The sequence below is a fragment of the Kitasatospora sp. NBC_00039 genome, from assembly GCF_045160625.1.
Classification (GTDB): Bacteria; Actinomycetota; Actinomycetes; order Streptomycetales; family Streptomycetaceae; genus Kitasatospora.
In genome coordinates this window covers 7,224,144-7,245,022 of the sequence record NZ_CP108289.1, presented here as the reverse complement: position 1 = coordinate 7,245,022, position 20,879 = coordinate 7,224,144, and the positions used below count along the sequence as shown (strand labels likewise).

The window sequence follows — 20,879 nt, the reverse complement described above, 5'->3', positions numbered from 1 at the left end:
CGGTCTGCCGGCGCCTCGGCATGGCGCCGCTCGGGCGGACGACCCGGTGGCGCGGGGTCGAGGCGGACGCCTTCCTGGCCGTCCGCGAGACCGCCGTGGGGACCGAGGCCGCTGAGGCTGCCGTGGGTGCCGAGGCTGTCAGGGCCGCTGCCGTGGGTGCCGGGGTGGCCGGGCTTCGCGGGAGTGCCGGCGGTCCCGGGGCCGGGGCGACGTGCCGCCCCACCCTCCGGCTGCCGGCCGAACTCGTGGACTGGGTCCGCACGTTCGCGGAGATCTCGCACCGCACGGTCGAGGAGGTGGTCGGCCCGCTGATCGCCGCGGAACAGGCCAGGGCCGACGCCGGCCGGCCGCCCCGGCCGGGGCAGGCGCCGGACGCGCGCCAGGTGGAGTGACCCGCTGGGCGCGGCGGTCCGCCTGGGCGCGCCGGTCCCTCAGGGCGCGCCGTCCGGGTCCACCCAGGCGGGGTGGGTGCGCGAGGCGTGATGGGCGAAGGCCGCGACGGCGGCGAGCAGGGCGAGGGCGAGGGCCAGCGCGGCCGGGACGTCGGCGTGCAGGACGAGCACCGCCCCGAGCAGGGCGCCGCCGAACATCCAGACCGCCGAGGCCAGTCTCCGGGGGCCGGACCGGTCGGCGGCGAGGGCGGTGATGGTCATGGTGAGGACGGTGGTGGTGAGGTCCGGCACCCCGATACGGCGGACGACGGCGTTCTGCAGGCCCATCGCGAAGCCGAGCAGGCCGATCAGCGGGTAGCGGACCGCGTCGGCGGTGTGCCCCGCCAGCACGGCGAGGGCGGTTCCGCCGGCCAGCAGGACGGACTGGACGACGGCGGCGACGACCAGCAGCCGCCCCCGGTGGCCGGGCAGCCGCTCGCAGAGCCGGCCGCCGGCGAGCGCGCCGAGGAGGAAGGCGGCCAGCGCCGCGAGCGAGGCCGTCACCGAGAGGCCGGGCGCGCCCGCGAGGGCGAAACCGAGGAAGACGACGTTCCCGGTCATGTTGGCGACGAAGACGTGTCCGAGGGCGAGGTAGCTGACCGCGTCGACCAGCCCGGTGACGACGGTGAGCACGAGCAGCATCGGGACGAGCGGGCCGTGGCGGGGGTCGGTCTTCAAGCCTGTTCTCCTCCGGTCGTGCGGCGCGCCCGGTGACACCCGGCGATCTCTCCGTCCGTTCTACGCCCGCCCGGCCCTCCGGGTCGCGCCGAACCCCGGTCGCCACGCCTCGCGCCCCCGGACAGGGCGCCCGACCCACCGCGGCCCCAACCGGGCCCCGACCCACCGCGGCCCCAACCGGGCCCCGACGAGCCCTGCCCCAACCGGGGCCCCGACGAGCCCCCGCCACTCTGCCCCGGAAACGGCACCGCCCCCGTCCCGGAGAGCGTCCGGGGCGGGGGCGGTGCCGCGGGCGGGCCGTCAGACGGCGAGCGCCGGGCGGTGGTGGTCGAGCCAGAGCGCGAGGTCGACGACCCGCTCCAGGCGCAGCCGGTGGCCCCACTCCAGCTGCTCGGCCGGGGTGTCGAGGCTGGCCTTGATGACCGTCTCGTCGGCGATGTCGCGCACGTGCGGCGCGTCGAGCGCCTCGCGCGCGAGGCGCTGCAGGCCGCTGTTGTAGTCGGCGTGGTGGGTGGTCGGGTAGTGGTTCTTCGGCCGCCAGAGCACCGAGTCCGGCGCGACGCCCTGACCGGTGGAGCGGAGCAGGCTCTTCTCCCGCCCGTCGTGGCTCTTCATCGCCCAGGGGATGTTGAAGGCGTACTCGACCAGACGGTGGTCGCAGTAGGGGACGCGGACCTCCAGGCCCTGCGCCATCGAAAGACGGTCCTTGCGGTGCAGCAGCTGGCGCAGCCAGCGGGTGAGCGAGACGTGCTGCATCTCGCGCTGGCGGTGTTCGGCGGGGCTCTCGTCGTCCAGGTGCGGGACGGCGGCGAGCGCGGTGCGGTAGGTGTCGTCGCGGAACTCGCCGATGCGCAGGTGTGCGGCGAGGTCCGGGTTGATCGGCATGGCGGCCTCGTCGCCGGTGACGAGCAGCCAGGGGAAGGTCTGCGCGGCGAGCGCCCTGGGGGTGTGGAACCACGGGTAGCCGCCGAACACCTCGTCCGCCGCCTCGCCGGACAGGGCGACGGTGGAGTGCCTGCGGATCTCGCCGAACAGCAGGTAGAGCGAGGTGTCCATGTCGCCGACTCCGATCGGCGAGTCGCGGGAGACGACGACGGCCCGGCGGTTCTCCGGGTCGAGCAGGGCGGCCGGGTCGAGGACGACGGTGGAGTGGTCGCTGCCGATGAAGGCACCGGCCTCGGCGGCGTACGGGGTGTCGTGGCCGGTGCGCAGCACGTCGCCGGTGAACTGTTCGGCCTGGTCGCTGTAGTCGACGGCGTAGGAGCGCAGCTTGGCCTGCGGGCCCTCGGTCAGCCGGAGTTCGTCGGCGACCAGCGCGGTGACGACGGTGGAGTCCAGGCCGCCGGAGAGCAGGCTGCAGAGCGGGACGTCGGCCTCCAGTTGGGCGCGGGCGGCGCGGTTGACCAGCGAGCGGACCTGCTCGGTGGTGGCGGCGAGGTCGTCGGTGTGCGGGCAGGCCTGCAGCTCCCAGTACCGCCGCTCCCGGATGCCGTCCCGGTCGAGGACGAGCAGGCCGCCGGGCCGGACCTCGCGGACGCCGGCCCAGACGGTGGGGCCGGTGTTGAAGAGCAGGCTGTAGGCCTCGCGCAGGCCGTCGGCGTCGACGGTCGGGGTGATCTCGGGGTGGGCGAAGAGCGCCTTGGGCTCGGAGCCGAACGCGAGGCCGCCCCCGACGGGCGCCCAGAACAGCGGCTTGACGCCGAGCCGGTCGCGGACGAGCAGCAGGCGCTCGGCCCGCTCGTCCCAGATGGCGAAGGCGTACATGCCCTCCAGGCGGTCGACCAGGGCGTCGCCCCACTGCTGGTAGGCGCGGAGCACCACCTCGGTGTCGCTGCGGGTCTCGAACCGGTGCCCCTTGGCCTGGAGTTCGGCGCGCAGCTGGTGGTGGTTGTAGACCTCGCCGCTGTAGGTCAGGACGACGCCCGGGTGGTCGCGGCGGTCGGCCATGGGCTGTGCGCCACCCTCGATGTCGATCACGGCGAGGCGACGGTGGCCGAGCGCGGCGCGGGCGCCGAGCCAGACCCCGCCGGCGTCGGGCCCGCGCAGGGCCATGGTGGCGGTCATCGCCTCGATGACGGGGGCGCTGTGGCGGACGTCCTGGTGGAAGGACGCCCAGCCGGTGATTCCGCACATGCGCGTGCACTCCTCGGGGCGGGCAGAGTCGGACCGGGCTGGCGGGGCGGGCGGACCGCGCCGTCCGCCCGGAGCTCCCGGCCCGGCACGGCCGCCCGTCGGCGCCCGGTCCACCAGTCGTGCGGCGAGGGCCCGGGGTTCCCTCGATTCGGACACATTTCCGGCCATGCCGTACGAGGTCGGACACGAACCGCCTTAGCCTCCTGCCGCTCGCAACGGTCCGCCCTCCACCGGGAGCGCGGACAGCAGGGGACGCGGGAGTGGAACAGCGGGCGTCGGGCGCTTCCCGCACCCGCCGCCCGCTGTTCGCCGTCAGCCGTACTCCGTCCGGCGTTCTCCGTCCGGCGTTCTCCGTCCGGTACTCGCCGTCCCGCTGATCGCCGTCCGGCCCTGCCCGGGCTCAGCAGTCCTTGAGGGCGGTGCAGAGCGCCGAGTCCATCGCCTTGGCCACATCGGCGTCGGCGGGGCCGGCCCACGGGACCTTGGGCTGGGCGCCGGGCTTGCCGGCCGTCCAGAGCGACAGCTCGTTCACCGTGCCGTCCGGGGCGGTCAGGTACTCGTGCAGGGTGACGGTGGTGCCGCCGGCCTGCGGGACGGTCACCGTCGCCGCGAAGTACTTCCCGTCCTCGGGGCTGGTCACCTTGACGGTGGCGCCCGGGACGGTCTTGGCGCAGGCCTTGACCTCGTCCCGGAGGTCGCCGAAGACCGCGTAGGCGCTCTGCGCGACGCCGCTGCTGGGGCGCGGGTCGCCCTCGTAGAGGAGGGTCTGCTGGGCCTGCCACTGGTCGGCGCCCCCGGCCCCGATCACGGACTGGGCGGCGGCCCGGCCGGCGCCGAGGCTCTCGTTGTCCTGGGACAGCTTCGAGTGGCACAGCTCCTGGAGCTTGAAGGCCGGCGTGCCGCTCACCCCCTTGGCGGTGCCTGCCGGGGCCGGCCACTTGTAGACCGCGTCGAGCGGGACGGCACGCGGGTTGATCCAGGCGCCGGCCGGGATGTCCTTGGAGACGGCGGGCCCGGCCGAGGACGGCTTGGCCGCGCCGGTCGACGGCTGCGCGGCGCCGCTCGCCGGGGCGGTGGCGGCCGCGGTGGCGGCGGTACCCGGGGCGGCGTTCTGCCCGCCGCTGTCGTCCGGTCCGCAGGCGTTCAGCACGCCGAGGCAGAGGAGCGCGGCGGCGGTGACGGCCGTCCTGGTGATGACGGTGGTCCCGTGGCCTCGCCTGGTGCCGCCGGCCCCACTGGTTCCGCTGGTTCCGCTGGTTCCGCTGGTACGCAACTGACTGTTCCTTCCCCCGATGCGATGTTCCTGGCGACACGACCGGGCGGCCAGCCGCATGACCAGTGGTCAGCTCCCCTGCGGCCCACCCGCGTCGACGGCGTCGAAACCTAGTGCGAACCGGCTGCGTCACGCAAAACGGTCCGCCCTCCATCGGAGGGCGCCACCCGGACACCATCCCTTTTGAATGCGTTCATTTTCGTATCAAGCTAAAGACGACAACGCCGAACTGCTGCTCAAGAGCCGCTCGGTGGCACCCGGACGGCTCCAGGACGCGGGCTTCGGCTTCGAGCACCCGCACTGGCCCGCGGCCGCCGTCGACCTCGCCCGCCGGCTGCGACACCGACCGGCACCAGGCCCTGCCCGTACGACGGGCGGCGAACCCGGCCTCCGCCCGGCCCTCCCCCACCTCCTCGCCTGGACCCCGCACCCGCAGCGCGGGCGGGCTGCGGCGGCTACGGCCGGACGGCGCCCATGTAGGGCATGACGCCGATCGGGAGGACCTCGATGTTCTTGCCGGTGCGGGGGGAGTGGATCATCTTGCCGTCGCCGATGTAGATGCCCACGTGGTGCAGGTCGTCGTAGAAGAAGACCAGGTCGCCGGGCTGGAGGTCGCCGCGGGCGATGCGGGTGCCGGCGTTCCACTGGTCCTGGGACATGCGGGGGAGCTTGACGTCGGCCGCGCGGTAGGCGGCACCGGTGAGGCCGGAGCAGTCGAAGCTGTTGGGGCCGGTCATGCTCCAGCCGTAGGGCTTGCCGAGCTGGGCGTAGGCGAACTGGACGATGGCGGCGGCGCGGCCACTGGCGGCCGGCGGCGGCGGGGTGTTCGTGCCGGGGCGTTCGGCGGAGCGGGAGGCGCGGTCGGCGGCGGCGGCCTGCTGGGCGGCGGCCTTGGCCTTGTCGGCGGACTCCTGGGCGTTGATCTTGGCGCGCTCGGCGGCGCTGAGCTTGTTGAGCAGGGCCTGGGCCTGGGCGAGCTTGGTCTGGACCTGTCCCTTCTCCGCGCCGAGCGAGGCGCCGACGGTGTCGAGCTCGGCGAGGGTGGCGGCGGCCTCGGTGCGGTCCTGGTCGAGCTTGCGCTGTTCGTCCTGGGCCTGCTTGAGCAGGTTCGTCTGGGAGTCGGCGACCTGGTTCTGCACCGAGGCGCGCGCCAGGTAGGCGGCCGGGTCGGAGTCGAGCATGAGCTGGACGCCCGGGTCCATGCCGTTGCTGCGGTACTGGTCGGCGGCGACCGCGCCGAGCCGGACCCGCAGTTCGTTCATGGCCTCCTGGCCGCGGGCGACCTTCTCCTGGATCCGGTTGGCCTCGCCCTGGAGCTTCTGCTGCTTGGCCTGGAAGCCGTTGTAGCGCTCGGTGGCCTGCTCGGCCTCCTGGTTGAGCTGGTCCACCTGCTCCTTGACGGAGGCGAGGGTGGGGGTGGGCTCGGCGTGGGCCGTGCCGGAGGCGAGCACCGCGCCGCCGGCCATGGCCGTGGTGAGGACTACCAGGCGGGCCCGGCTCGCAGGGTTGGGCTTGCGGCGCTTTCCCATGGCGGTGGGCTCTCCTTCGGGGACGCTGGAGGGGACATTGGAGAAACGTCCAGGGGGCGTTCGTGGGTTCACCTCGAGGCGCCGGGAGCTGCGAAAGGCACGGCGAAGGCGAGCAGGGACGCATGGGGGTGCCGTCCCCGTGCGCCTTCCTCGAAGGGCCTCGACTGCCGAGGGGCGGGGTTCCGCAATTCCCCCGTTCCGGGCGATTCCGGTCAGTCGATCATGGTCCGTGACACCGGCGTCGACCTCGGGTGCCGCCACCCGTGACACCGGCGTCGACCACGGGTGCCGCCGCCCGCGACACCGGCCCTGACCTCGGGTGCCGCCGCCCGCGACACTCCTCGCCGCCCGGAGTGCTGAGGCTTCGCTAAATCGAGGGAAAGGTCACACGCGCCTCCCCTCCTGCGCCCTCGCTAACGGGCGCTAACCTGCGGTCATGAAGGTCCCGCCCGAAGGGCTCCCCCTCGCTGCCGAGTTCCCGGCCGCGCACCGTGAGCAGTGGCAGCAGCTCGTCGAGGGTGTGCTGCGCAAGTCCGGTGCCCAGCCCGAGGACGGCGCCGCCGCCGAGCAGGCGCTCACCACCGGCCTCCAGGACGGCCTGCGTGCCCGCCCGCTGTACACCGCCGAGGACACCGCGGCCGAGCCCGGCTACCCGGGCTTCCCGCCGTTCGTGCGCGGCGGCAGGCCGCAGGGCTCGGTCGTCGCCGGGTGGGACGTCCGCCAGCGACACGCCGACCCGGACCGCCGGCGCACCAACGAGGCCGTCCTGGCCGACCTGGAGCACGGCGTCGGCTCGATCTGGCTGGAGCTGGGCGGCGAGGGCCTCCCGGTGACCGCCCTGCCCGAGGCGCTGACCGGGGTGTACCTGGACCTGGCCGCCGTGGCGCTCGACGCCGGCCCCGAATTCACGGACGCCGCCGAGCAGTTGTTCAAGCTGTACGAGGAGCGCGAGGTCTCCCCCGGCGCCGCCGCCGGCAACCTCGGCGCCGACCCGCTGGGCCTCCAGGCCCGTACCGGCCAGGCCGACCGCACCCCCTCGCTGCTCGCCGAGGCCACCGCACTGGCCGCCCGCTGCGCCGCCGCGTACCCGGGAGTCCGGGCCCTGACCGTCGACGCCTTGCCCTACCACGAGGCCGGCGCCTCCCCCGCCCAGGAGCTGGGCTGCTCGCTCGCCACCGGCGTCGCCTACCTGCGGGCGCTGACCGCCGCCGGGCTGTCGGTCGACGCCGCGCTCGGCCAGCTGGAGTTCCGCTACGCGGCGGACGCCGACCAGTTCCTGACGATCGCCAAGTTCCGTGCCGCGCGCCGCCTCTGGGCCCGCGTCGCCGAGGTGTCGGGGGCGTCCGCGGAGGCCTCGGCGCAGCGCCAGCACGCCGTCACCTCCCGGGTGATGATGACCGCCCGCGATCCGTGGGTGAACATGCTGCGCACCACCGTGGCCTGCCTGGCCGCGGGGGTCGGCGGCGCCGACGCCGTCACCGTGCTGCCCTTCGACAGTGCGCTCGGCCTGCCGGACGCCTTCGCCCGCCGGATCGCCCGCAACACCCAGTCGATCCTGCTGGAGGAGTCCCACCTGGCCCGGGTGATCGACCCGGCCGGCGGCTCCTGGTACGTCGAGCAGCTGAGCGAGGAGCTGGCGCAGGCCGCCTGGGCCTGGTTCCAGGAGATCGAGCGGGCCGGCGGCCAGCGGGCCGCCCTCACCGACGGGCTGGTCGGCGAGCGGATCGCCGCGACCTGGGCGGAGCGGTCCGTCCGGCTCGCCAAGCGGCGCGAACCGGTCACCGGCGTCAGTGAGTTCCCGCACCTGGGCGAGCAGCCGCTGGTCCGCGAGCCGGCCCCGGCCGCACCGCACGGCGGGCTGCCGCAGGTGCGCCGCGCCGAGGCGTACGAGACGCTGCGGGACCGCTCGGACGCGGTCCTGGCCGCCACCGGCGCCCGGCCCACGCTGTTCCTGGCCTCGATCGGCACCGCCGCCGCGCACACCGCGCGCACCACCTTCGCCGCCAACCTGTTCCAGGCCGGCGGCATCGCGACGACCTCGCTGGAGTCCGTCGACCCGGCCGCGTTCGCCGAGGCCTTCGCCGCCTCCGGCGCCACGGCCGCGTGCCTGTGCTCCAGCGACGCGCTGTACGGCGAGCACGCCGAGGCCGTCGCGGCCGCCCTCAAGGCGGCGGGCGCGCGCCGGGTGCTGCTGGCCGGGCGTCCCGGCGAGCAGCGCGCGGCCTACGAGGCGGCGGGCGTGGACGGCTTCGTAGCGGCGGGCGGCGACGCCGTCGCCACGCTGACCGGCCTGCTGGACGAGATCACCGACGAGAACATCGCCGACGAGAGCAAGGTGGCGTGATGATCCCCGACTTCACCGGAATCGGGCTGGACGGCGACGCCGCCCGGGACGTCACCGACGAGAGCTGGCAGGCCGCCTGGCGCCAGGCCACCGGCAAGGACGTCGACGAGCTGCGCTGGGACACCCCCGAGGGCATCGGCGTCAAGCCGCTGTACACCGCGGACGACCTGGCCGGCCTGGACTTCCTGGGCACCTACCCCGGCGTCGCCCCGTACCTGCGCGGCCCGTACCCGACGATGTACGTCAACCAGCCGTGGACGGTCCGGCAGTACGCCGGGTTCTCCACCGCCGAGGAGTCCAACGCCTTCTACCGCCGCAACCTGGCGGCCGGCCAGAAGGGCCTCTCGGTCGCCTTCGACCTGCCGACCCACCGCGGCTACGACAGCGACCACCCGCGGGTGACCGGCGACGTGGGCATGGCGGGCGTGGCGATCGACTCCATCTACGACATGCGCCAGCTCTTCGACGGCATCCCGCTGGACAAGATGTCGGTGTCGATGACCATGAACGGCGCGGTGCTGCCCGTCCTGGCGCTGTACATCGTGGCGGCCGAGGAGCAGGGGGTGCCGCCGGAGAAGCTCGCAGGGACCATCCAGAACGACATCCTCAAGGAGTTCATGGTCCGCAACACCTACATCTACCCGCCGCAGCCGTCGATGCGGATCATCTCGGACATCTTCGCGTACACCTCGCAGAAGATGCCGCGGTACAACTCGATCTCCATCTCCGGCTACCACATCCAGGAGGCCGGGGCCACGGCCGACCTGGAGCTGGCCTACACGCTGGCCGACGGCGTCGAGTACCTGCGGGCCGGGCTGGACGTCGGGCTGGACGTGGACGCCTTCGCGCCGCGGCTGTCGTTCTTCTGGGCGATCGGCATGAACTTCTTCATGGAGGTCGCCAAGCTGCGCGCGGCCCGGCTGCTCTGGGCCAAGCTGGTCAGGCAGTTCGACCCGAAGAACGCCAAGTCGCTGTCGCTGCGCACCCATTCGCAGACGTCCGGCTGGTCGCTGACCGCACAGGACGTGTTCAACAACGTCACCCGTACCTGTGTGGAGGCGATGGCCGCGACGCAGGGGCACACCCAGTCGCTGCACACCAACGCCCTCGACGAGGCGCTGGCGCTGCCGACCGACTTCTCGGCCCGGATCGCCCGCAACACCCAGCTGCTGCTCCAGCAGGAGTCCGGCACCTGCCGGGTCATCGACCCGTGGGGCGGCTCCGCGTACGTCGAGAAGCTCACCCACGACCTGGCCCGCCGCGCCTGGCAGCACATCCAGGAGGTGGAGGCGGCCGGCGGTATGGCCAAGGCGATCGACGCGGGCATCCCGAAGCTGCGCGTGGAGGAGGCCGCGGCCCGCACCCAGGCCCGGATCGACTCCGGCCGCCAGCCGGTGATCGGCGTCAACAAGTACCGGGTGGAGAGCGACGAGCAGATCGACGTGCTCAAGGTCGACAACTCCTCGGTGCGCGCCCGCCAGATCGAGAAGCTGCGCCGCCTGCGCGACGAGCGCGACGAGGCCGCCACCCAGGCCGCGCTGCACGCGCTGACCCGGGCCGCCGAGGCCGGTCCGCAGCGCGGCGGTTCGCTGGACGGCAACCTGCTCCACCTGGCGGTGAACGCGGCCCGGGCCATGGCCACCGTCGGCGAGATCTCGGACGCCCTGGAGAAGGTGTACGGCCGGCACTCGGGCCAGATCCGTACCATCTCGGGTGTGTACCGAGACGAAGCCGGGGCGTCGGCCCCGCTCCAGCGCACCCGCGACCTGGTCGAGCGGTTCGAGCAGGCCGAGGGCCGGCGGCCGCGCATCCTGGTCGCCAAGATGGGCCAGGACGGCCACGACCGCGGCCAGAAGGTGATCGCCACCGCCTTCGCCGACCTCGGCTTCACGGTGGACGTCGGCCCGCTGTTCCAGACCCCGGCCGAGGTGGCCCGCCAGGCCGTCGAGGCGGACGTCCACATCGTCGGCGTCTCCTCGCTGGCCGCCGGACACCTCACCCTGGTGCCGGCCCTGCGCACCGAGCTGGCCGAGGCCGGCCGGGAGGACATCACCATCGTGGTCGGCGGGGTCATCCCCCCGGGCGACTTCGACGCGCTGTACGAGGCGGGCGCCGCGGCGGTCTTCCCGCCCGGCACGGTGATTCCGGACGCCGCCTACGACCTGCTCAAGTCGCTGGCCGCCGACCTCGGCCACGAGCTCTGAGGCGCTGAGCCGATGGCGCCCCGGACGATCGACCTCGACCAGTACGCCCAGGGGGTGCGGGAAGGCTCGCGCGCGTACATCGCGCGGGCCATCACCCTCGTCGAGTCCACCCGGCCCGACCACCGCGCGCTGGCGCAGCAGCTGCTCACCATGCTGCTGCCGCACGCGGGCGGGGCGGTCCGGGTGGGCATCACCGGCGTCCCCGGTGTCGGCAAGTCGACTTTCATCGACGCGTTCGGCACCATGCTCACCGGCCTCGGCCACCGCGTCGCGGTGCTGGCCGTCGACCCGACGTCCAGCCGCACCGGCGGCTCCATCCTGGGCGACAAGACCCGGATGGAGCGCCTCGCCGTCGACCCTAACGCCTTCGTCCGCCCCTCCCCCACCTCCGGCACACTCGGCGGCGTGGCCCGGGCCACCCGCGAGTCGATGGTGGTGATGGAGGCCGCCGGCCACGACGTCGTGCTGATCGAGACGGTCGGCGTCGGGCAGTCGGAGACCACGGTGGCCGGCATGGTCGACTCCTTCCTGCTGCTCTCGCTGGCCCGCACCGGGGACCAGCTCCAGGGCATCAAGAAGGGCGTGCTGGAACTCGCCGACGTGATCGCCGTCAACAAGGCCGACGGCCCGCACGAGACCGACGCCAAGGCCGCCGCCCGCGAACTGGCGGGCGCACTGCGGCTGTTGCAGTCGCCGGACGCGCCGTGGACGCCGCCGGTGCTCACCTGCAGCGGCCGCGACGGCAGCGGGCTCGACGTGCTGTGGGAACGGCTGCAGCAGCACCGCAAGGTGCTCGACGCGACCGGCGCCCTGACGGCGAAGCGCCGCGACCAGCAGGTCGAGTGGACGTGGGCGATGGTCCACGACCAGCTCTTCGCGCGGCTGCACGCGCATCCGGAGGTCCAGAGGCTCGCCCCCGGGCTGGAGCAGCAGGTCCGCGCGGGCACGCTGCCGGCGGGGTCGGCTGCCCAGCAGATCCTGGAGGGCTTCTTCGGCCCCTCGTCCTGACGGTCACAACCGGCCGCGAACCCGGCCGCCACGGCGGCAGAGAAGAGCAGCCCACCACACGAGCCGCCCACGGCCTCCACTACGCCACCTGGCACAGATCGTGACGGTTGAGCGCCGTGCCCCGCCCATGCGTGGGGCACGGCGTTCCAGCAGTTTCCAGGTACTTGAACCTGACGCCCCTTAACCGCCCAGGGCCGGACGTCGGTGTCTCGGCGCTGCCGAGACACCGACGCATCTGTTGGGGGATCCGCTGATTGGCGCTGAGGCCGGTGCTCGTCCGCTGCGAGCACCGGCCCGTCCACGCGCTCGATCAGGCAGTCGCAGGCGTGATCCCCAGTGCCATGTGCGGGTAGCCAGCATGGATTCGGTCGCCCAGCTTGATGCCCAGCCCGGCGATGAACGTCTCGATCTTGGCCGTGGCCTCCTCAATGGTGCCGGCCTCGCCCTTGAACTCGAACTCGATGAACTCGCCCAGGCCGGCCACGGTGTCGAACGCCACCGCGATGCCGTCCGTGACCCACTCCTCCCTGACCTTGTCGACCGTGGTCAGGTGGGTGAAGGCGAGCGCGCCGAGGAGCCGGGTGACCGCCTCGGCGTCGGCAACGGCGGTCTCGAACTCGTCGCAGTGGGTCTTGATCTTTTCCTCCAGTGGGTACCACCGCTTGAAGTTGAGCGACGATCCCCCGTCCTCGACCCGCACCCGCAGCCACTCGGAGATGACCTCACCGGCCAGGAAGTCGCGGTGGGGCGCGTTGTAGTAGGTGTCCACCTGGCGCGAAGCCGTGTCGGCCTTGGCCCCACGGGCTGTGAGCGTGGCCTTGAGATCGTCCGGCGAGCTCAGCAGCTGGAACTTCTGCTCGACCTCGATGTACTTCATGCGCTGTGCTCCTGATGGGAGTTGGAGATGGCGGGTCCGGACGCGGCAAGCATGTCCCGGACGGACGACATGGCGAGCTGAATCGCGCCAATGTCCTCCAAGCTCAGGGGTTCACCCAGGCAGGTGACGTTGCTGCCGATCTGCCGGGCGTTGCGGAAGCCGAGCAGAACCACGGCGTTGGGGTCTCGCTGGAGGGCATATCGCACGGCCACTCGCGTGAGGTCTGCCTGGCCACCGCCGAACCGCTGACACAGCTGGTCCAGCCCGGCGTGGATAGCCCGCAGCGCGGTCGCCGTGAACAACGGGCCGCCTTGGCGGTGGTCTCCGGCGGGAAAGGCCATGGGCGAGCTGGGGCTGCGCGCGCCGATGAGCAGGCCTTGGCCGAGTACCTGCTTGAGCAGCAGGCCGACCTGGTGGCGGCGGGCGAAGCTGAAGACGTCGGTCTCATCGGGGGCGTACAGCGGGCTGAGCAAGTTGTAGCGGACGGTCAGGACATCTGGCTTGATCCGCTCGAACAGGGCCAGGAATCGAGCGCTCTCGGCCGCCTGCGGGTGGTTGGGGTCAGTTGCCCACTCGGCGGCGAACCGTGCGGCGCGCGCATCCCGACGGCGCCGATCAGGCCGTCGCGACGGAGGCGCTGGACGGTCTCCACCGCCTCGTCCAGGTAGCGGTCGTCCAGCCCGAAGTCGCTGGAGTGGAGGAAATAGACGTCCAAGTAGTCGGTGCCGAGGTTGCTCAAGGAGGTGAGCAGCTGCCGCCGCATCTGAGCCGCGGCGTACGGGTGGATGGCCGTGCCGGCGAAGTAGCCGACCTTGCTGGAGATGACCAAGCGGCTGCGGTTAACCAGCTTCAGGAGGCGGCCGATCAGCCGCTCCGACTGGCCCAGGCCGTAGACGTCAGCTGTGTCGTACAGACTGACGGCGAGATCGTGCGCCCGGACCAGGGCCGCGAGGGCCTCGTCGGCGTCCACCCCAGCCCAGCCGATCGGGACGCCCCGGTTGGTGGCCGGCCCGCCGATCGTCCAGCAGCCGGCGCCGACGGCTGAGACCTCATGATCCAGGCCGGGAAGGTGTCGTCGATCCATCTGGGCCGCCCTCATCAGGTGCCACACGGGTCGTTGGCGTTGATCGAGTGCCACCTGGTGTTGCGGGACCAGCGGCCGTGCTCAAAGACCAGCGTGCGGGCGTGGTCCGGCGGAAGAGTGCGGCCGACCTGCTCCACCACGTCTCCCATCCGTTCGGCCAGGGTTTTGATCTCGGCCTCCAGCCACATGCGCAGCCGGGCGGACAGCTCACCGCCGCCGACCTCGGCCCCGACCGCCTCGCTGGTGGCTTCAATCTCGCGAATCATGTGCCCGAAGATGGTGTAGGCGGCGTCCTTGAGCACCACGCGGGCCGCCCGGACGGCACGGCGCGGGTCGCCATCGAGAATCTTCTCCAGCGACTTGAAGGTGTAGTCGAGGGCGAAGTTGCGGTCCACCCACAGCTGCGCCCACTCGCTTGCCACGCCGATGCGCCAGTCCGCGAAGCGAGCGTCCACCCGGCCCATGGACGGCCGGACCTCACCGGTCAGGCCGGCGGCCTGGGCCTGCTTGGTGTAGGCCGCCCCGATCAGGTTCTCCATCGAGACGAGCATGTAGGAGATGCCGCTGTAGAACGGCCGACCGGTCGAATGAGCCGCCACCCAGTCGGGGTCGACGACGCCTTCCACGATCTCCTCGGGACTGAGCCCCCGCAGGGGCAACAGCAGCAGGTCGGTGCGGCTCTGGTAGGCGTAAGTGGCTTTGAGTTCCTCGAAGGTCATGAGCTGGTCGAAGCTGATGTACGTGAACCGGGTCGGCACGCCGAGCGCCGACAGCGTCCGAATGGCCACGGCGTTCTGTTCGCCGCCGGTCTCCTTGTTGAAGCGCTCCAGAATCGAGTCCACCCCGGATTCGACGCCGAACAGGCAGCGGCGGAGGCCACGGTCGACCAGCCCGCGCCACATGGCAGCGCGCTCGACATGCCAGGCGTGGTCACGGTCGGGCTTCGTCACCTGGTCGATGCGGCAGCTGGTCTCCCACTTGAACCCGGCCTGGTGCAGGGTGTCGGCCATGGCCAGGGCTCGCGGGACGGCGTCGTGGCCCCGGCCGATGAACTCCTCATCCACCAGGTAGAGCGTCCGCGAGATGTGGGGGCAGCGGTCGTAGACCCGGCCGATCTGGTCCAGCAGCCACGGGAAGGCCTCGGGTTGGCCGCCGAACCACTGGCCTTTGTGGCCGCGCGGGCAGAAGGAGCAGTAGTTGGTACAGCCGCGGGAGCCTTCCGCCTGGCCGACGCCGTGGTGATCGAAGGTGTCGGGTAACAGGTCCAGCTCGGGGAAGATGTCGTCCTGCGAACTCGACACCGGCTTGGCGGTCCGGCGCCGGCCGACAGTCAGGGTGCCGGATCCACGAGCCGCCCCGTTGTAGCCGATACCGCGGATGTCCTCGCGTGCGATGTCGCCGTGCCAGTGGGCCAGCACGTCTTGGATGGTGGCCTCACCGGCCCCACGGGCGATGAGCAGATCGGGGTACTGCTCCAGTAACAGCGCTTCGTTGCGGGCGGTCAGGCTGCCACCGGCCACCACCAGTGGCGGTACGGCCAGGCTGTACGTGGCGTCCAGCAGCTCGGTCATGAGGTCGTGCTGCCCGAAGGTGGCCGAGATGCCGAGGATGTCGGGGGCGTCCTGGGCCACACCCTTGACCAGATCAGCCATGGTGACGCCGAGTTGCATGTCAGTCGGCGTCACCTCGCCCATGAGGGTCGAGCGGCCCGCTCGAGCCACGTCGCTGATTCCCAACGGAAACCGGGGCAGCGGAAAGTACTCAGGGTGGTAGAGCGCCGCCAGCAGCAGCCTCGGTCGGCTGAAGCGGTGGACGGCGTAGTCATCCACGACGGCCAGCGACAACCAGGAGTCCGGCGTCTCAAGGTCCAGGTGGCCGCCGGTCCAGCTCGGCCAGTGCCGGGAGTCGTGCGGCTGGCCGGACAGGTCGGCCACCACCCACTTCGTGTCAGGCCGCTCGATCAATACCAACCGTCGGTCCAAGGTGCCGGTCACCCGGATACGGCCGATCTGGCCCGCCAGGTGGTGTTCGAGGTGCAGCCGCAGGCGGGGCGGTGCGATGAGGAGCCGATCCGCGCCAACAGAAGCGATGGTCGGGGCCTCGGGCAGCACCAACTGGATCGCTTCGACCAGCCGGTCGACCTGCGGCGTGGGCCGCGGGGTGGTGACGATAGTCATTCGAGCCTCGTTTCTCCGGTGAGATGCGGGCGTGACGGCTCACCTGGCGGGCGCAGAGCCCGTCGGGGAGGTGGTGGTTAGGAAGATCAGGAAGCGGCCGGGGCTGCCAGGACGGTCAGGGTGATCACGGGACGGGCCCCGACCTGGAGGCGCAGGCCGCCCGAAGGCAGCGCCAGCAAGATCGCCTCGCCTTGGATGAGGCCAAGGACGGCCGCGTGATAGCCGGCCGGGTCGTCCAACCACTCACCAGCCAGCCGCTTGGCGTGCTCGTCCAGCACCGGGGCCAGCCGCCGAACCGCCCGGCGCAGCCAGCGCATGGCCTGACCGGGCGAATCAGCGAAGTGGCTCGGCGGCAGCCCTTGAGCCACCTGCTCTCCGTCGGCCAGGACGAGCTCGTACTGGCCGAGGTAGCTACGTCTGGCCGCCGGAGCCCGCAGCAGCGAAGCCAGCTGACCTGGTGTGAGCGGTTTGTGATGTTCAGCCAGCTGAGAAACCGGTGCCATTACAGTGCTCTCAGCCCGACGAGTGTCCTGGCCACGAGGAGCGAAGAGGCCTTTTCCTCTTGGCCGAACGACGAACGCTGGAGCCCAGCACCAGGAATCGACGGCTGAGTGGCCGGTGCCTCCAGCAGTAGCTCGGACCAGACGACCTTGCCGCTCACAGCGGCCGGGACGTAGTAGCCCCAGCGGGCACTCATGTGGGCAACCAGGAAGACGCCGCGGCCGTTCTCGGCATCCAGGCCGACCTCCTTGAGCACGGGCACGTCGGGCTGGTAGTCGTGCACCAGCAGCAGGAGCCGGTGACCATACAGCCGCAGCGTCAGCGTGAAGGTGCTGACCGACGTCAGCGCCGAGTACGGCGCCGCCTCTTCATCCGGCCCGAGACGGCGTATGGCATTGGTGGTCAGCTCCGAGACGATCAGCTGAGCCGTGTCGACGACGCTGGTCGGGACTCGCCAGTGGCGCAGGACGGCGACGGCGTGTCGCCGGGCCCAGGACACGGCATTGGGGGTGTCAGCCAGCGCCAACTGACTAAGAGCAGGACGGGTTTCGTTGGGCACGGGAAGTGCCTCCCGGTTCGGGAGTAGCGCAGCGACAGGGGGAAGGTGAACTCATTCGAGGTCGTAGCTGGCCGCGCCGTCGAGATGCGACAGGCCAGGACTCGCAGTTGTCGGGCGGCGGATCAGCTGCAGCCGGACGCCGGCTATGCCGATCTGCTGTTTGCGTTCGGCGGCTATCGCCCGGGGCCGAGATGTGTAGCCGCGGGCAGGACCCCGCCGTAGGTGTCCGGCAGCGCCAGGACGTCGAGCAAGCCGGTGAAGGCCGCGGACTTCGAGGCGGAGGTGCAATCGCGCTCGGTAAAGACACCACTCAGCGTCAGTTCATGCTGCGTGCAGTACTGAGTGAGGACTTCGGACGACGCCCGGTGACGGGCGACGGCAGTGGTCGTCATCCGCAGGAAGCCGTAGACGACCGGGCCGTGGACCAGGCGATGTTCCGTGAGTTCCATCTGCGCGACCATCCAGGACGAAGGGGGCTTGAGAGACCGGCCTGCTGGGGCGTTGGCCTTGCGCTCAAGCCTCCTGGCATTCGGTGGGCGCTGAAATGACCTGCTGTTGCACTTGCGTGGCACTTCTGACTCACCGTCTGCGCGCTTCGTGCTTCGATGACTTCCCGAAAGGAGGGCCGCGTGGCGACCGTGCAACAGTGGAGTGGCCTGGAAGCATGGGCCCTCAGGCGTGCGCTGCGCATGAGCGTCCGGGCCTTCGCTGAGCACCTTGGCGTGGCAGTGCGGACGGTCTCCAAGTGGGAGAAGCTCGGCGTCGACACTCAGCCCCGCCCTGACACCCAGGCAATCCTCGACACCGCCCTGGCCAGGTGTGACGCAGCCGCCCATCTGCGATTCGAGACCCTGCTCTCCGAGGCTGGCAGGGCCACTGCGCGGCCAACGACTACCACGGCTGGTCCTCGGCTGTGGGACTTCGAATCCTGGACCGATGACCTTGAGCGCACGGTCGCGGCCCTGAGCCGGCAGAACTTCATCTTCGCCACCAGCCTTCTCAACCGGTGGCTGACTCGCTACGAGCCGCGCAGCCTGGACGAGAAGGGCCTCTATCTCTACGCCCGCTCCACCGCCTTGCTCGGTGACTTGCAGCGAGACCAGGGCTCCGTCCTCGGCCCGCTGTCAGCCCCGCACTCATACGCTCAGGCCCGCTCGGTCTTCACCCAGCTCGACATTCCCCGTCGGGTGGCCCAGCTCGACCTCTCCCTGGCCGTCGTCGCCGAAATGTCCGGCAAGCTCGATCTTGCGGCCCACCGGTACGAACTGCTCGCCACCGACGACCGGCTCAGCCGCCGCGATAGGGCCAGAGCCCGCCTCTGGGTAGGCACCGCACTGAGCAAGGACGGCAACCACGACTACGCGGCCCGCGTCATGACCACCGCCACCCGCGAGTTCGAAGACCTGTCCGAGCCCGAGGACTGGTCAGTCGCCCACCAGAAGCTCGCGCTTGCTTACCGTGGCGCCGGCGAGCTATCCGGTGCCTTGCAGTTCATCGAAATCGCCCGCCAGACAGGCACCACCGACGCACCGATGCAACGCGTCCGCCTGGACACCGCCCACAGTCACATCCTGCTGTCCGACGAGGCCACGGCCGCCGACGGCCTGGCCGTGCTCAGCCAGGCTGCCACACTCGCGGCCCAGTACGGTATGAGTCACCAACTGCGAAGCATTGAGGGCATTCGGCAGAGCTACGAGCGGCCGAGCGGCCTTCAGCCTCGGTGACCAGGGAGAACATGAGTGACGGACAGCCAGCAGCCTTCGATCACCGACGGACAGTGGGCCGATGCCACGCGGATCTGGGACTACCACCAGATGCACCACCAGCTCCGGCCGTGCGACGTAGCGATTGGCCTCGGCAGCCACGACCTCGGCGTGCCGGCCTACGCGGCCGGACTCTTCCATGCCGGGCTGTTCCCAACCCTCGTCTTCAGCGGCGCTAACAACCCCACTCGCCCTGAGCGTTTCCCACGCGGCGAGGCGGTTCACTTCCGCGAGCACGCTGTCGATCTTGGTGTTCCAGGCAGCGCAATCTTGCTTGAGCCCAAGGCCACCAACACCGGACAGAACATCAGCCTCTCGCGGCAGGTCTTGGCTGCCGCTGGCATCGAGCCCGCGTCGGTCATGCTGATTGCGATGCCGTACATGGAGCGGCGAGCATACGCGACCTGCCGCAAGCTCTGGCCCGAGGTTGACATCGTCTGCGCGTCCGCGCCGATGGCCCTCGATGACTACGTCAAGGTCATCGGAGACGACAAGCTCGTCATCGACTTGCTCATGGGCGATCTGCAACGGGTGATGGAGTACCCGAAGCTCGGCTTCGCCATCGAGCAGGAGGTTCCGGGGGAAGTCCATGCTGCTTACCAGCGTCTCCTCGCCGATGGATTCGACAGCAAGCTCCTGGTCGGCTGAGGAGCTCCCGTCGCCGGGTGGCGTGTGCGCCATCCACCAGCCAAATCTGTTCCCCAGGCTCTCAACGCTGGCAAAGCTGTTCGCGGCGGACTACTGGATTGTCCTGGACGACGTTCAGTTCGCCCGCCGCGACTACCAGCATCGGGCCCGATTGGCCGCCCTGGACGAGCCCGGCCGGCGCCAGTGGCTGTCGATCTCGACCCACCTGCCGCAAGGCCGCGCCACCCTTATCCGTCAGATGCTGATCACCGAGCCGGAGCGCTGTCAGAAGCGCACCGGCCAGATGATCCGGCAGCACTACTGCTCCAGCCCACACTGGCCCGAGCTGAGCGACGCACTCGATCCCGTGCTCGACTTGTTCGCCACCACTGATCGCACGGCCGTGGTCGCGGAGGCATCCACCCGAGCTCTGCTCGACATGCTCGGTTGGCCTGGAGTGATCCTTCACAGCAGCAGCTTGGAGTCGCGGCCCGACCGCTCACAGCGCCTCGCCGACTTGGCTGCCGCAACCGGAGCCAGCTCATACCTGTGCGGAACCGGTGGTATGCGATACCTCGACCCCACGGCCTTTCACCAGCACGGCATCGTGGTGACACCGTTCCAAACCGCCACGGACGGTTTCTGGGCCGCGGCCCGCACGATCAGCAGCCTCCAGCCCCTCATGGCACTTGGGCCTGGGCCCTTGGCGGCGCATCTAGGCCGCCCCACAAGCTGAGAGGCCGAGCCCACGCTGTACACAGCCGATGCGGCCCGCCGGTGCGGCGCTCTGCGGCTCGCCTGGCAGCACCGAAAGGTGCTGGTGTGCAGCTCCCTGATGATGCCGGGGCGCTCCCGCGACGGGGCGATGCGGTAGGGGAATGCAGGGACGGCCCCGGACCGCCCAACCGGTCCGGGGCCGTCTGCCTGAATTGGAACTCAGACGGCCGTGACGGCCGCGAAGCGCTGCGACACGTCCTGCCAGTTGACGACGTCCCAGAGCTTCTCGACGTAGTCCGGGCGGACGTTGCGGTACTGCAGGTAGTACGCGTGCTCCCAGGCGTCGAAGGCCAGCAGCGGGGTGGTGCCCTGGCCGACGTTGCCGTGGTGGTCGTAGACCTGCTCGACGATCAGGCGCTTGCCGAGCGGCTCCCAGGAGAGGATGCCCCAGCCGGAGCCCTGGACGCCGGTGGTGGCGGTGGTGAGCTGCTTGCGGAAGGCCTCGAAGCTGCCGAAGTGCTCGGTGATGGCGTCGGCGAGGGCGCCCTGGGGGCGGTCGCCGCCCTCCGGGGAGAGGTTCTCCCAGAAGAGCGAGTGCAGCACGTGGCCGGACAGGTGGAAGGCGAAGGTCTTCTGCAGGCCGACCAGGCCGCCGAACTGCTCCTTGTCGCGCGCCTCGGCGAGCTGCTCCAGGGTGTCGTTCGCGCCCTTGACGTAGGCGGCGTGGTGCTTGGAGTGGTGCAGCTCCAGGATCTCGGCGGACATCGCCCGCTCGAGCGCGGAGTAGTCGTACGGCAGGTCGGGAAGCGAGTAGGTGCCCATCAGGAGACGGTCCCTTTCAGCGAGTTCAACGGTGACGATCGTGCCGGAAACACACTATTGCGTATGAGTTGCAGAAACGAAGAATGAGCTCCTGCATATTCCTCACACCCCGTCGGGCGCAATGGTCACACGTATATGTAATGACCGATGAG

At 71.1% G+C, this 20,879-nt stretch carries 20 protein-coding genes; 8 read left to right on the top strand and 12 right to left on the bottom strand.

Going from position 1 to position 20,879, the window contains the following annotated elements:
• Window positions 1–20: 20 nt before the first annotated feature.
• The gene (locus tag OG286_RS32360; RefSeq protein ID WP_405359079.1) at window positions 21–392 is read left to right on the top strand and encodes a hypothetical protein; all 372 of its coding nucleotides are present in this window, start codon (window positions 21–23) and stop codon (window positions 390–392) included.
• Between the two features lie 39 nt (window positions 393–431).
• On the opposite strand, the gene OG286_RS32355 is transcribed toward OG286_RS32360, so the two are convergent.
• From OG286_RS32355 to OG286_RS32345, 3 genes are all read right to left on the bottom strand, one after another.
• A complete protein-coding gene (locus OG286_RS32355; RefSeq protein WP_396323965.1) occupies window positions 432–1,073 on the bottom strand; it encodes a YoaK family protein in 642 nt (213 codons plus the stop codon).
• A gap of 336 nt (window positions 1,074–1,409) precedes the next feature.
• The gene (gene asnB, locus OG286_RS32350; protein ID WP_405359081.1) at window positions 1,410–3,242 is read right to left on the bottom strand and encodes an asparagine synthase (glutamine-hydrolyzing); all 1,833 of its coding nucleotides are present in this window, start codon (window positions 3,240–3,242) and stop codon (window positions 1,410–1,412) included.
• A 400-nt stretch (window positions 3,243–3,642) separates the two neighbouring features.
• Window positions 3,643–4,515: a hypothetical protein gene (locus tag OG286_RS32345; protein WP_405365953.1), complete on the bottom strand. Its 873-nt coding sequence runs from the start codon at window positions 4,513–4,515 to the stop codon at window positions 3,643–3,645.
• Between the two features lie 187 nt (window positions 4,516–4,702).
• Between OG286_RS32345 and OG286_RS32340 the strand changes: the two genes are divergently transcribed.
• Complete coding sequence (locus tag OG286_RS32340; protein ID WP_405365952.1) at window positions 4,703–5,002, top strand: DUF1731 domain-containing protein; 300 nt, start codon at window positions 4,703–4,705, stop codon at window positions 5,000–5,002.
• On the opposite strand, the gene OG286_RS32335 is transcribed toward OG286_RS32340, so the two are convergent.
• Window positions 4,971–6,044 (bottom strand): NlpC/P60 family protein, encoded by a 1,074-nt coding sequence (locus OG286_RS32335; protein ID WP_405359087.1) that lies wholly within the window; start codon window positions 6,042–6,044, stop codon window positions 4,971–4,973. The two genes, OG286_RS32340 and OG286_RS32335, sit on opposite strands and share 32 nt — an antisense overlap.
• 436 nt (window positions 6,045–6,480) lie before the next feature.
• On the opposite strand from OG286_RS32335, the gene OG286_RS32330 reads away from it, so the two are divergent.
• Genes OG286_RS32330 through meaB form a run of 3 tightly spaced genes read left to right on the top strand, consistent with a single transcriptional unit; the run spans window position 6,481 to window position 11,600 of the window.
• Window positions 6,481–8,388, top strand: a complete 1,908-nt coding sequence (locus OG286_RS32330) for a methylmalonyl-CoA mutase subunit beta (protein WP_405359089.1) — start codon at window positions 6,481–6,483, stop codon at window positions 8,386–8,388.
• Window positions 8,385–10,592 carry a methylmalonyl-CoA mutase gene (gene scpA, locus OG286_RS32325; protein ID WP_396323866.1) on the top strand — a complete coding sequence of 736 codons (2,208 nt, stop codon included), beginning with the start codon at window positions 8,385–8,387 and terminating at the stop codon, window positions 10,590–10,592. The genes OG286_RS32330 and scpA overlap by 4 nt, the downstream gene beginning before the upstream one ends.
• Before the next feature lie 12 nt (window positions 10,593–10,604).
• Complete coding sequence (meaB, locus tag OG286_RS32320; RefSeq protein ID WP_405365951.1) at window positions 10,605–11,600, top strand: methylmalonyl Co-A mutase-associated GTPase MeaB; 996 nt, start codon at window positions 10,605–10,607, stop codon at window positions 11,598–11,600.
• Between the two features lie 310 nt (window positions 11,601–11,910).
• Here the strand turns inward: meaB and cyaB are convergent, their stop codons facing one another.
• From cyaB to OG286_RS32285, 7 genes are all read right to left on the bottom strand, one after another.
• Window positions 11,911–12,477: a class IV adenylate cyclase gene (gene cyaB / locus OG286_RS32315; RefSeq protein ID WP_396323864.1), complete on the bottom strand. Its 567-nt coding sequence runs from the start codon at window positions 12,475–12,477 to the stop codon at window positions 11,911–11,913.
• Window positions 12,474–12,950, bottom strand: a complete 477-nt coding sequence (locus tag OG286_RS32310) for an aldo/keto reductase (protein ID WP_405359092.1) — start codon at window positions 12,948–12,950, stop codon at window positions 12,474–12,476. Before OG286_RS32310 ends, cyaB begins: the two co-directional genes overlap by 4 nt.
• A gap of 14 nt (window positions 12,951–12,964) precedes the next feature.
• On the bottom strand, window positions 12,965–13,561 hold the full coding sequence (locus tag OG286_RS32305) for an aldo/keto reductase (RefSeq protein WP_405359094.1): 597 nt from the start codon (window positions 13,559–13,561) through the stop codon (window positions 12,965–12,967).
• A 14-nt stretch (window positions 13,562–13,575) separates the two neighbouring features.
• Window positions 13,576–15,738 carry a B12-binding domain-containing radical SAM protein gene (locus OG286_RS32300; protein ID WP_405359096.1) on the bottom strand — a complete coding sequence of 721 codons (2,163 nt, stop codon included), beginning with the start codon at window positions 15,736–15,738 and terminating at the stop codon, window positions 13,576–13,578.
• Window positions 15,739–15,824: 86 nt separating this feature from the next.
• Window positions 15,825–16,241 carry a hypothetical protein gene (locus tag OG286_RS32295; RefSeq protein ID WP_405359098.1) on the bottom strand — a complete coding sequence of 139 codons (417 nt, stop codon included), beginning with the start codon at window positions 16,239–16,241 and terminating at the stop codon, window positions 15,825–15,827.
• A complete protein-coding gene (locus OG286_RS32290; RefSeq protein WP_405359100.1) occupies window positions 16,241–16,798 on the bottom strand; it encodes an ATP-binding protein in 558 nt (185 codons plus the stop codon). Before OG286_RS32290 ends, OG286_RS32295 begins: the two co-directional genes overlap by 1 nt.
• A gap of 173 nt (window positions 16,799–16,971) precedes the next feature.
• Window positions 16,972–17,247 (bottom strand): hypothetical protein, encoded by a 276-nt coding sequence (locus OG286_RS32285; protein ID WP_396323858.1) that lies wholly within the window; start codon window positions 17,245–17,247, stop codon window positions 16,972–16,974.
• 180 nt (window positions 17,248–17,427) lie between these two features.
• Between OG286_RS32285 and OG286_RS32280 the strand changes: the two genes are divergently transcribed.
• Genes OG286_RS32280 through OG286_RS32270 form a run of 3 tightly spaced genes read left to right on the top strand, consistent with a single transcriptional unit; the run spans window position 17,428 to window position 19,924 of the window.
• Window positions 17,428–18,522, top strand: a complete 1,095-nt coding sequence (locus tag OG286_RS32280; RefSeq protein WP_405359102.1) for a helix-turn-helix domain-containing protein — start codon at window positions 17,428–17,430, stop codon at window positions 18,520–18,522.
• A gap of 15 nt (window positions 18,523–18,537) precedes the next feature.
• A complete protein-coding gene (locus OG286_RS32275) occupies window positions 18,538–19,209 on the top strand; it encodes a YdcF family protein (RefSeq protein ID WP_396323856.1) in 672 nt (223 codons plus the stop codon).
• Window positions 19,151–19,924 (top strand): WbqC family protein, encoded by a 774-nt coding sequence (locus OG286_RS32270; protein ID WP_405359104.1) that lies wholly within the window; start codon window positions 19,151–19,153, stop codon window positions 19,922–19,924. Before OG286_RS32275 ends, OG286_RS32270 begins: the two co-directional genes overlap by 59 nt.
• Window positions 19,925–20,124: 200 nt before the next feature.
• Here the strand turns inward: OG286_RS32270 and OG286_RS32265 are convergent, their stop codons facing one another.
• A complete protein-coding gene (locus OG286_RS32265; RefSeq protein WP_396323854.1) occupies window positions 20,125–20,727 on the bottom strand; it encodes a superoxide dismutase in 603 nt (200 codons plus the stop codon).
• Between the last annotated feature and the right edge of the window lie 152 nt (window positions 20,728–20,879).

What these genes read in the sequence shown, in the direction of transcription:
- OG286_RS32285 (WP_396323858.1), bottom strand. Translation starts at nt 17,247, where the DNA reads ATGGAACTCACGGAACATCGCCTGGTCCACGGCCCGGTCGTCTACGGC.
- meaB (WP_405365951.1), top strand. Translation starts at nt 10,605, where the DNA reads ATGGCGCCCCGGACGATCGACCTCGACCAGTACGCCCAGGGGGTGCGG.
- OG286_RS32300 (WP_405359096.1), bottom strand. Translation starts at nt 15,738, where the DNA reads ATGACTATCGTCACCACCCCGCGGCCCACGCCGCAGGTCGACCGGCTG.
- OG286_RS32340 (WP_405365952.1), top strand. Translation starts at nt 4,703, where the DNA reads ATGCGTTCATTTTCGTATCAAGCTAAAGACGACAACGCCGAACTGCTG.
- OG286_RS32355 (WP_396323965.1), bottom strand. Translation starts at nt 1,073, where the DNA reads ATGCTGCTCGTGCTCACCGTCGTCACCGGGCTGGTCGACGCGGTCAGC.
- cyaB (WP_396323864.1), bottom strand. Translation starts at nt 12,477, where the DNA reads ATGAAGTACATCGAGGTCGAGCAGAAGTTCCAGCTGCTGAGCTCGCCG.
- asnB (WP_405359081.1), bottom strand. Translation starts at nt 3,242, where the DNA reads ATGTGCGGAATCACCGGCTGGGCGTCCTTCCACCAGGACGTCCGCCAC.
- OG286_RS32305 (WP_405359094.1), bottom strand. Translation starts at nt 13,561, where the DNA reads ATGGATCGACGACACCTTCCCGGCCTGGATCATGAGGTCTCAGCCGTC.
- OG286_RS32335 (WP_405359087.1), bottom strand. Translation starts at nt 6,044, where the DNA reads ATGGGAAAGCGCCGCAAGCCCAACCCTGCGAGCCGGGCCCGCCTGGTA.
- OG286_RS32270 (WP_405359104.1), top strand. Translation starts at nt 19,151, where the DNA reads ATGCTGCTTACCAGCGTCTCCTCGCCGATGGATTCGACAGCAAGCTCC.
- OG286_RS32360 (WP_405359079.1), top strand. Translation starts at nt 21, where the DNA reads ATGGCGCCGCTCGGGCGGACGACCCGGTGGCGCGGGGTCGAGGCGGAC.
- OG286_RS32330 (WP_405359089.1), top strand. Translation starts at nt 6,481, where the DNA reads ATGAAGGTCCCGCCCGAAGGGCTCCCCCTCGCTGCCGAGTTCCCGGCC.
- OG286_RS32265 (WP_396323854.1), bottom strand. Translation starts at nt 20,727, where the DNA reads ATGGGCACCTACTCGCTTCCCGACCTGCCGTACGACTACTCCGCGCTC.
- OG286_RS32295 (WP_405359098.1), bottom strand. Translation starts at nt 16,241, where the DNA reads ATGGCACCGGTTTCTCAGCTGGCTGAACATCACAAACCGCTCACACCA.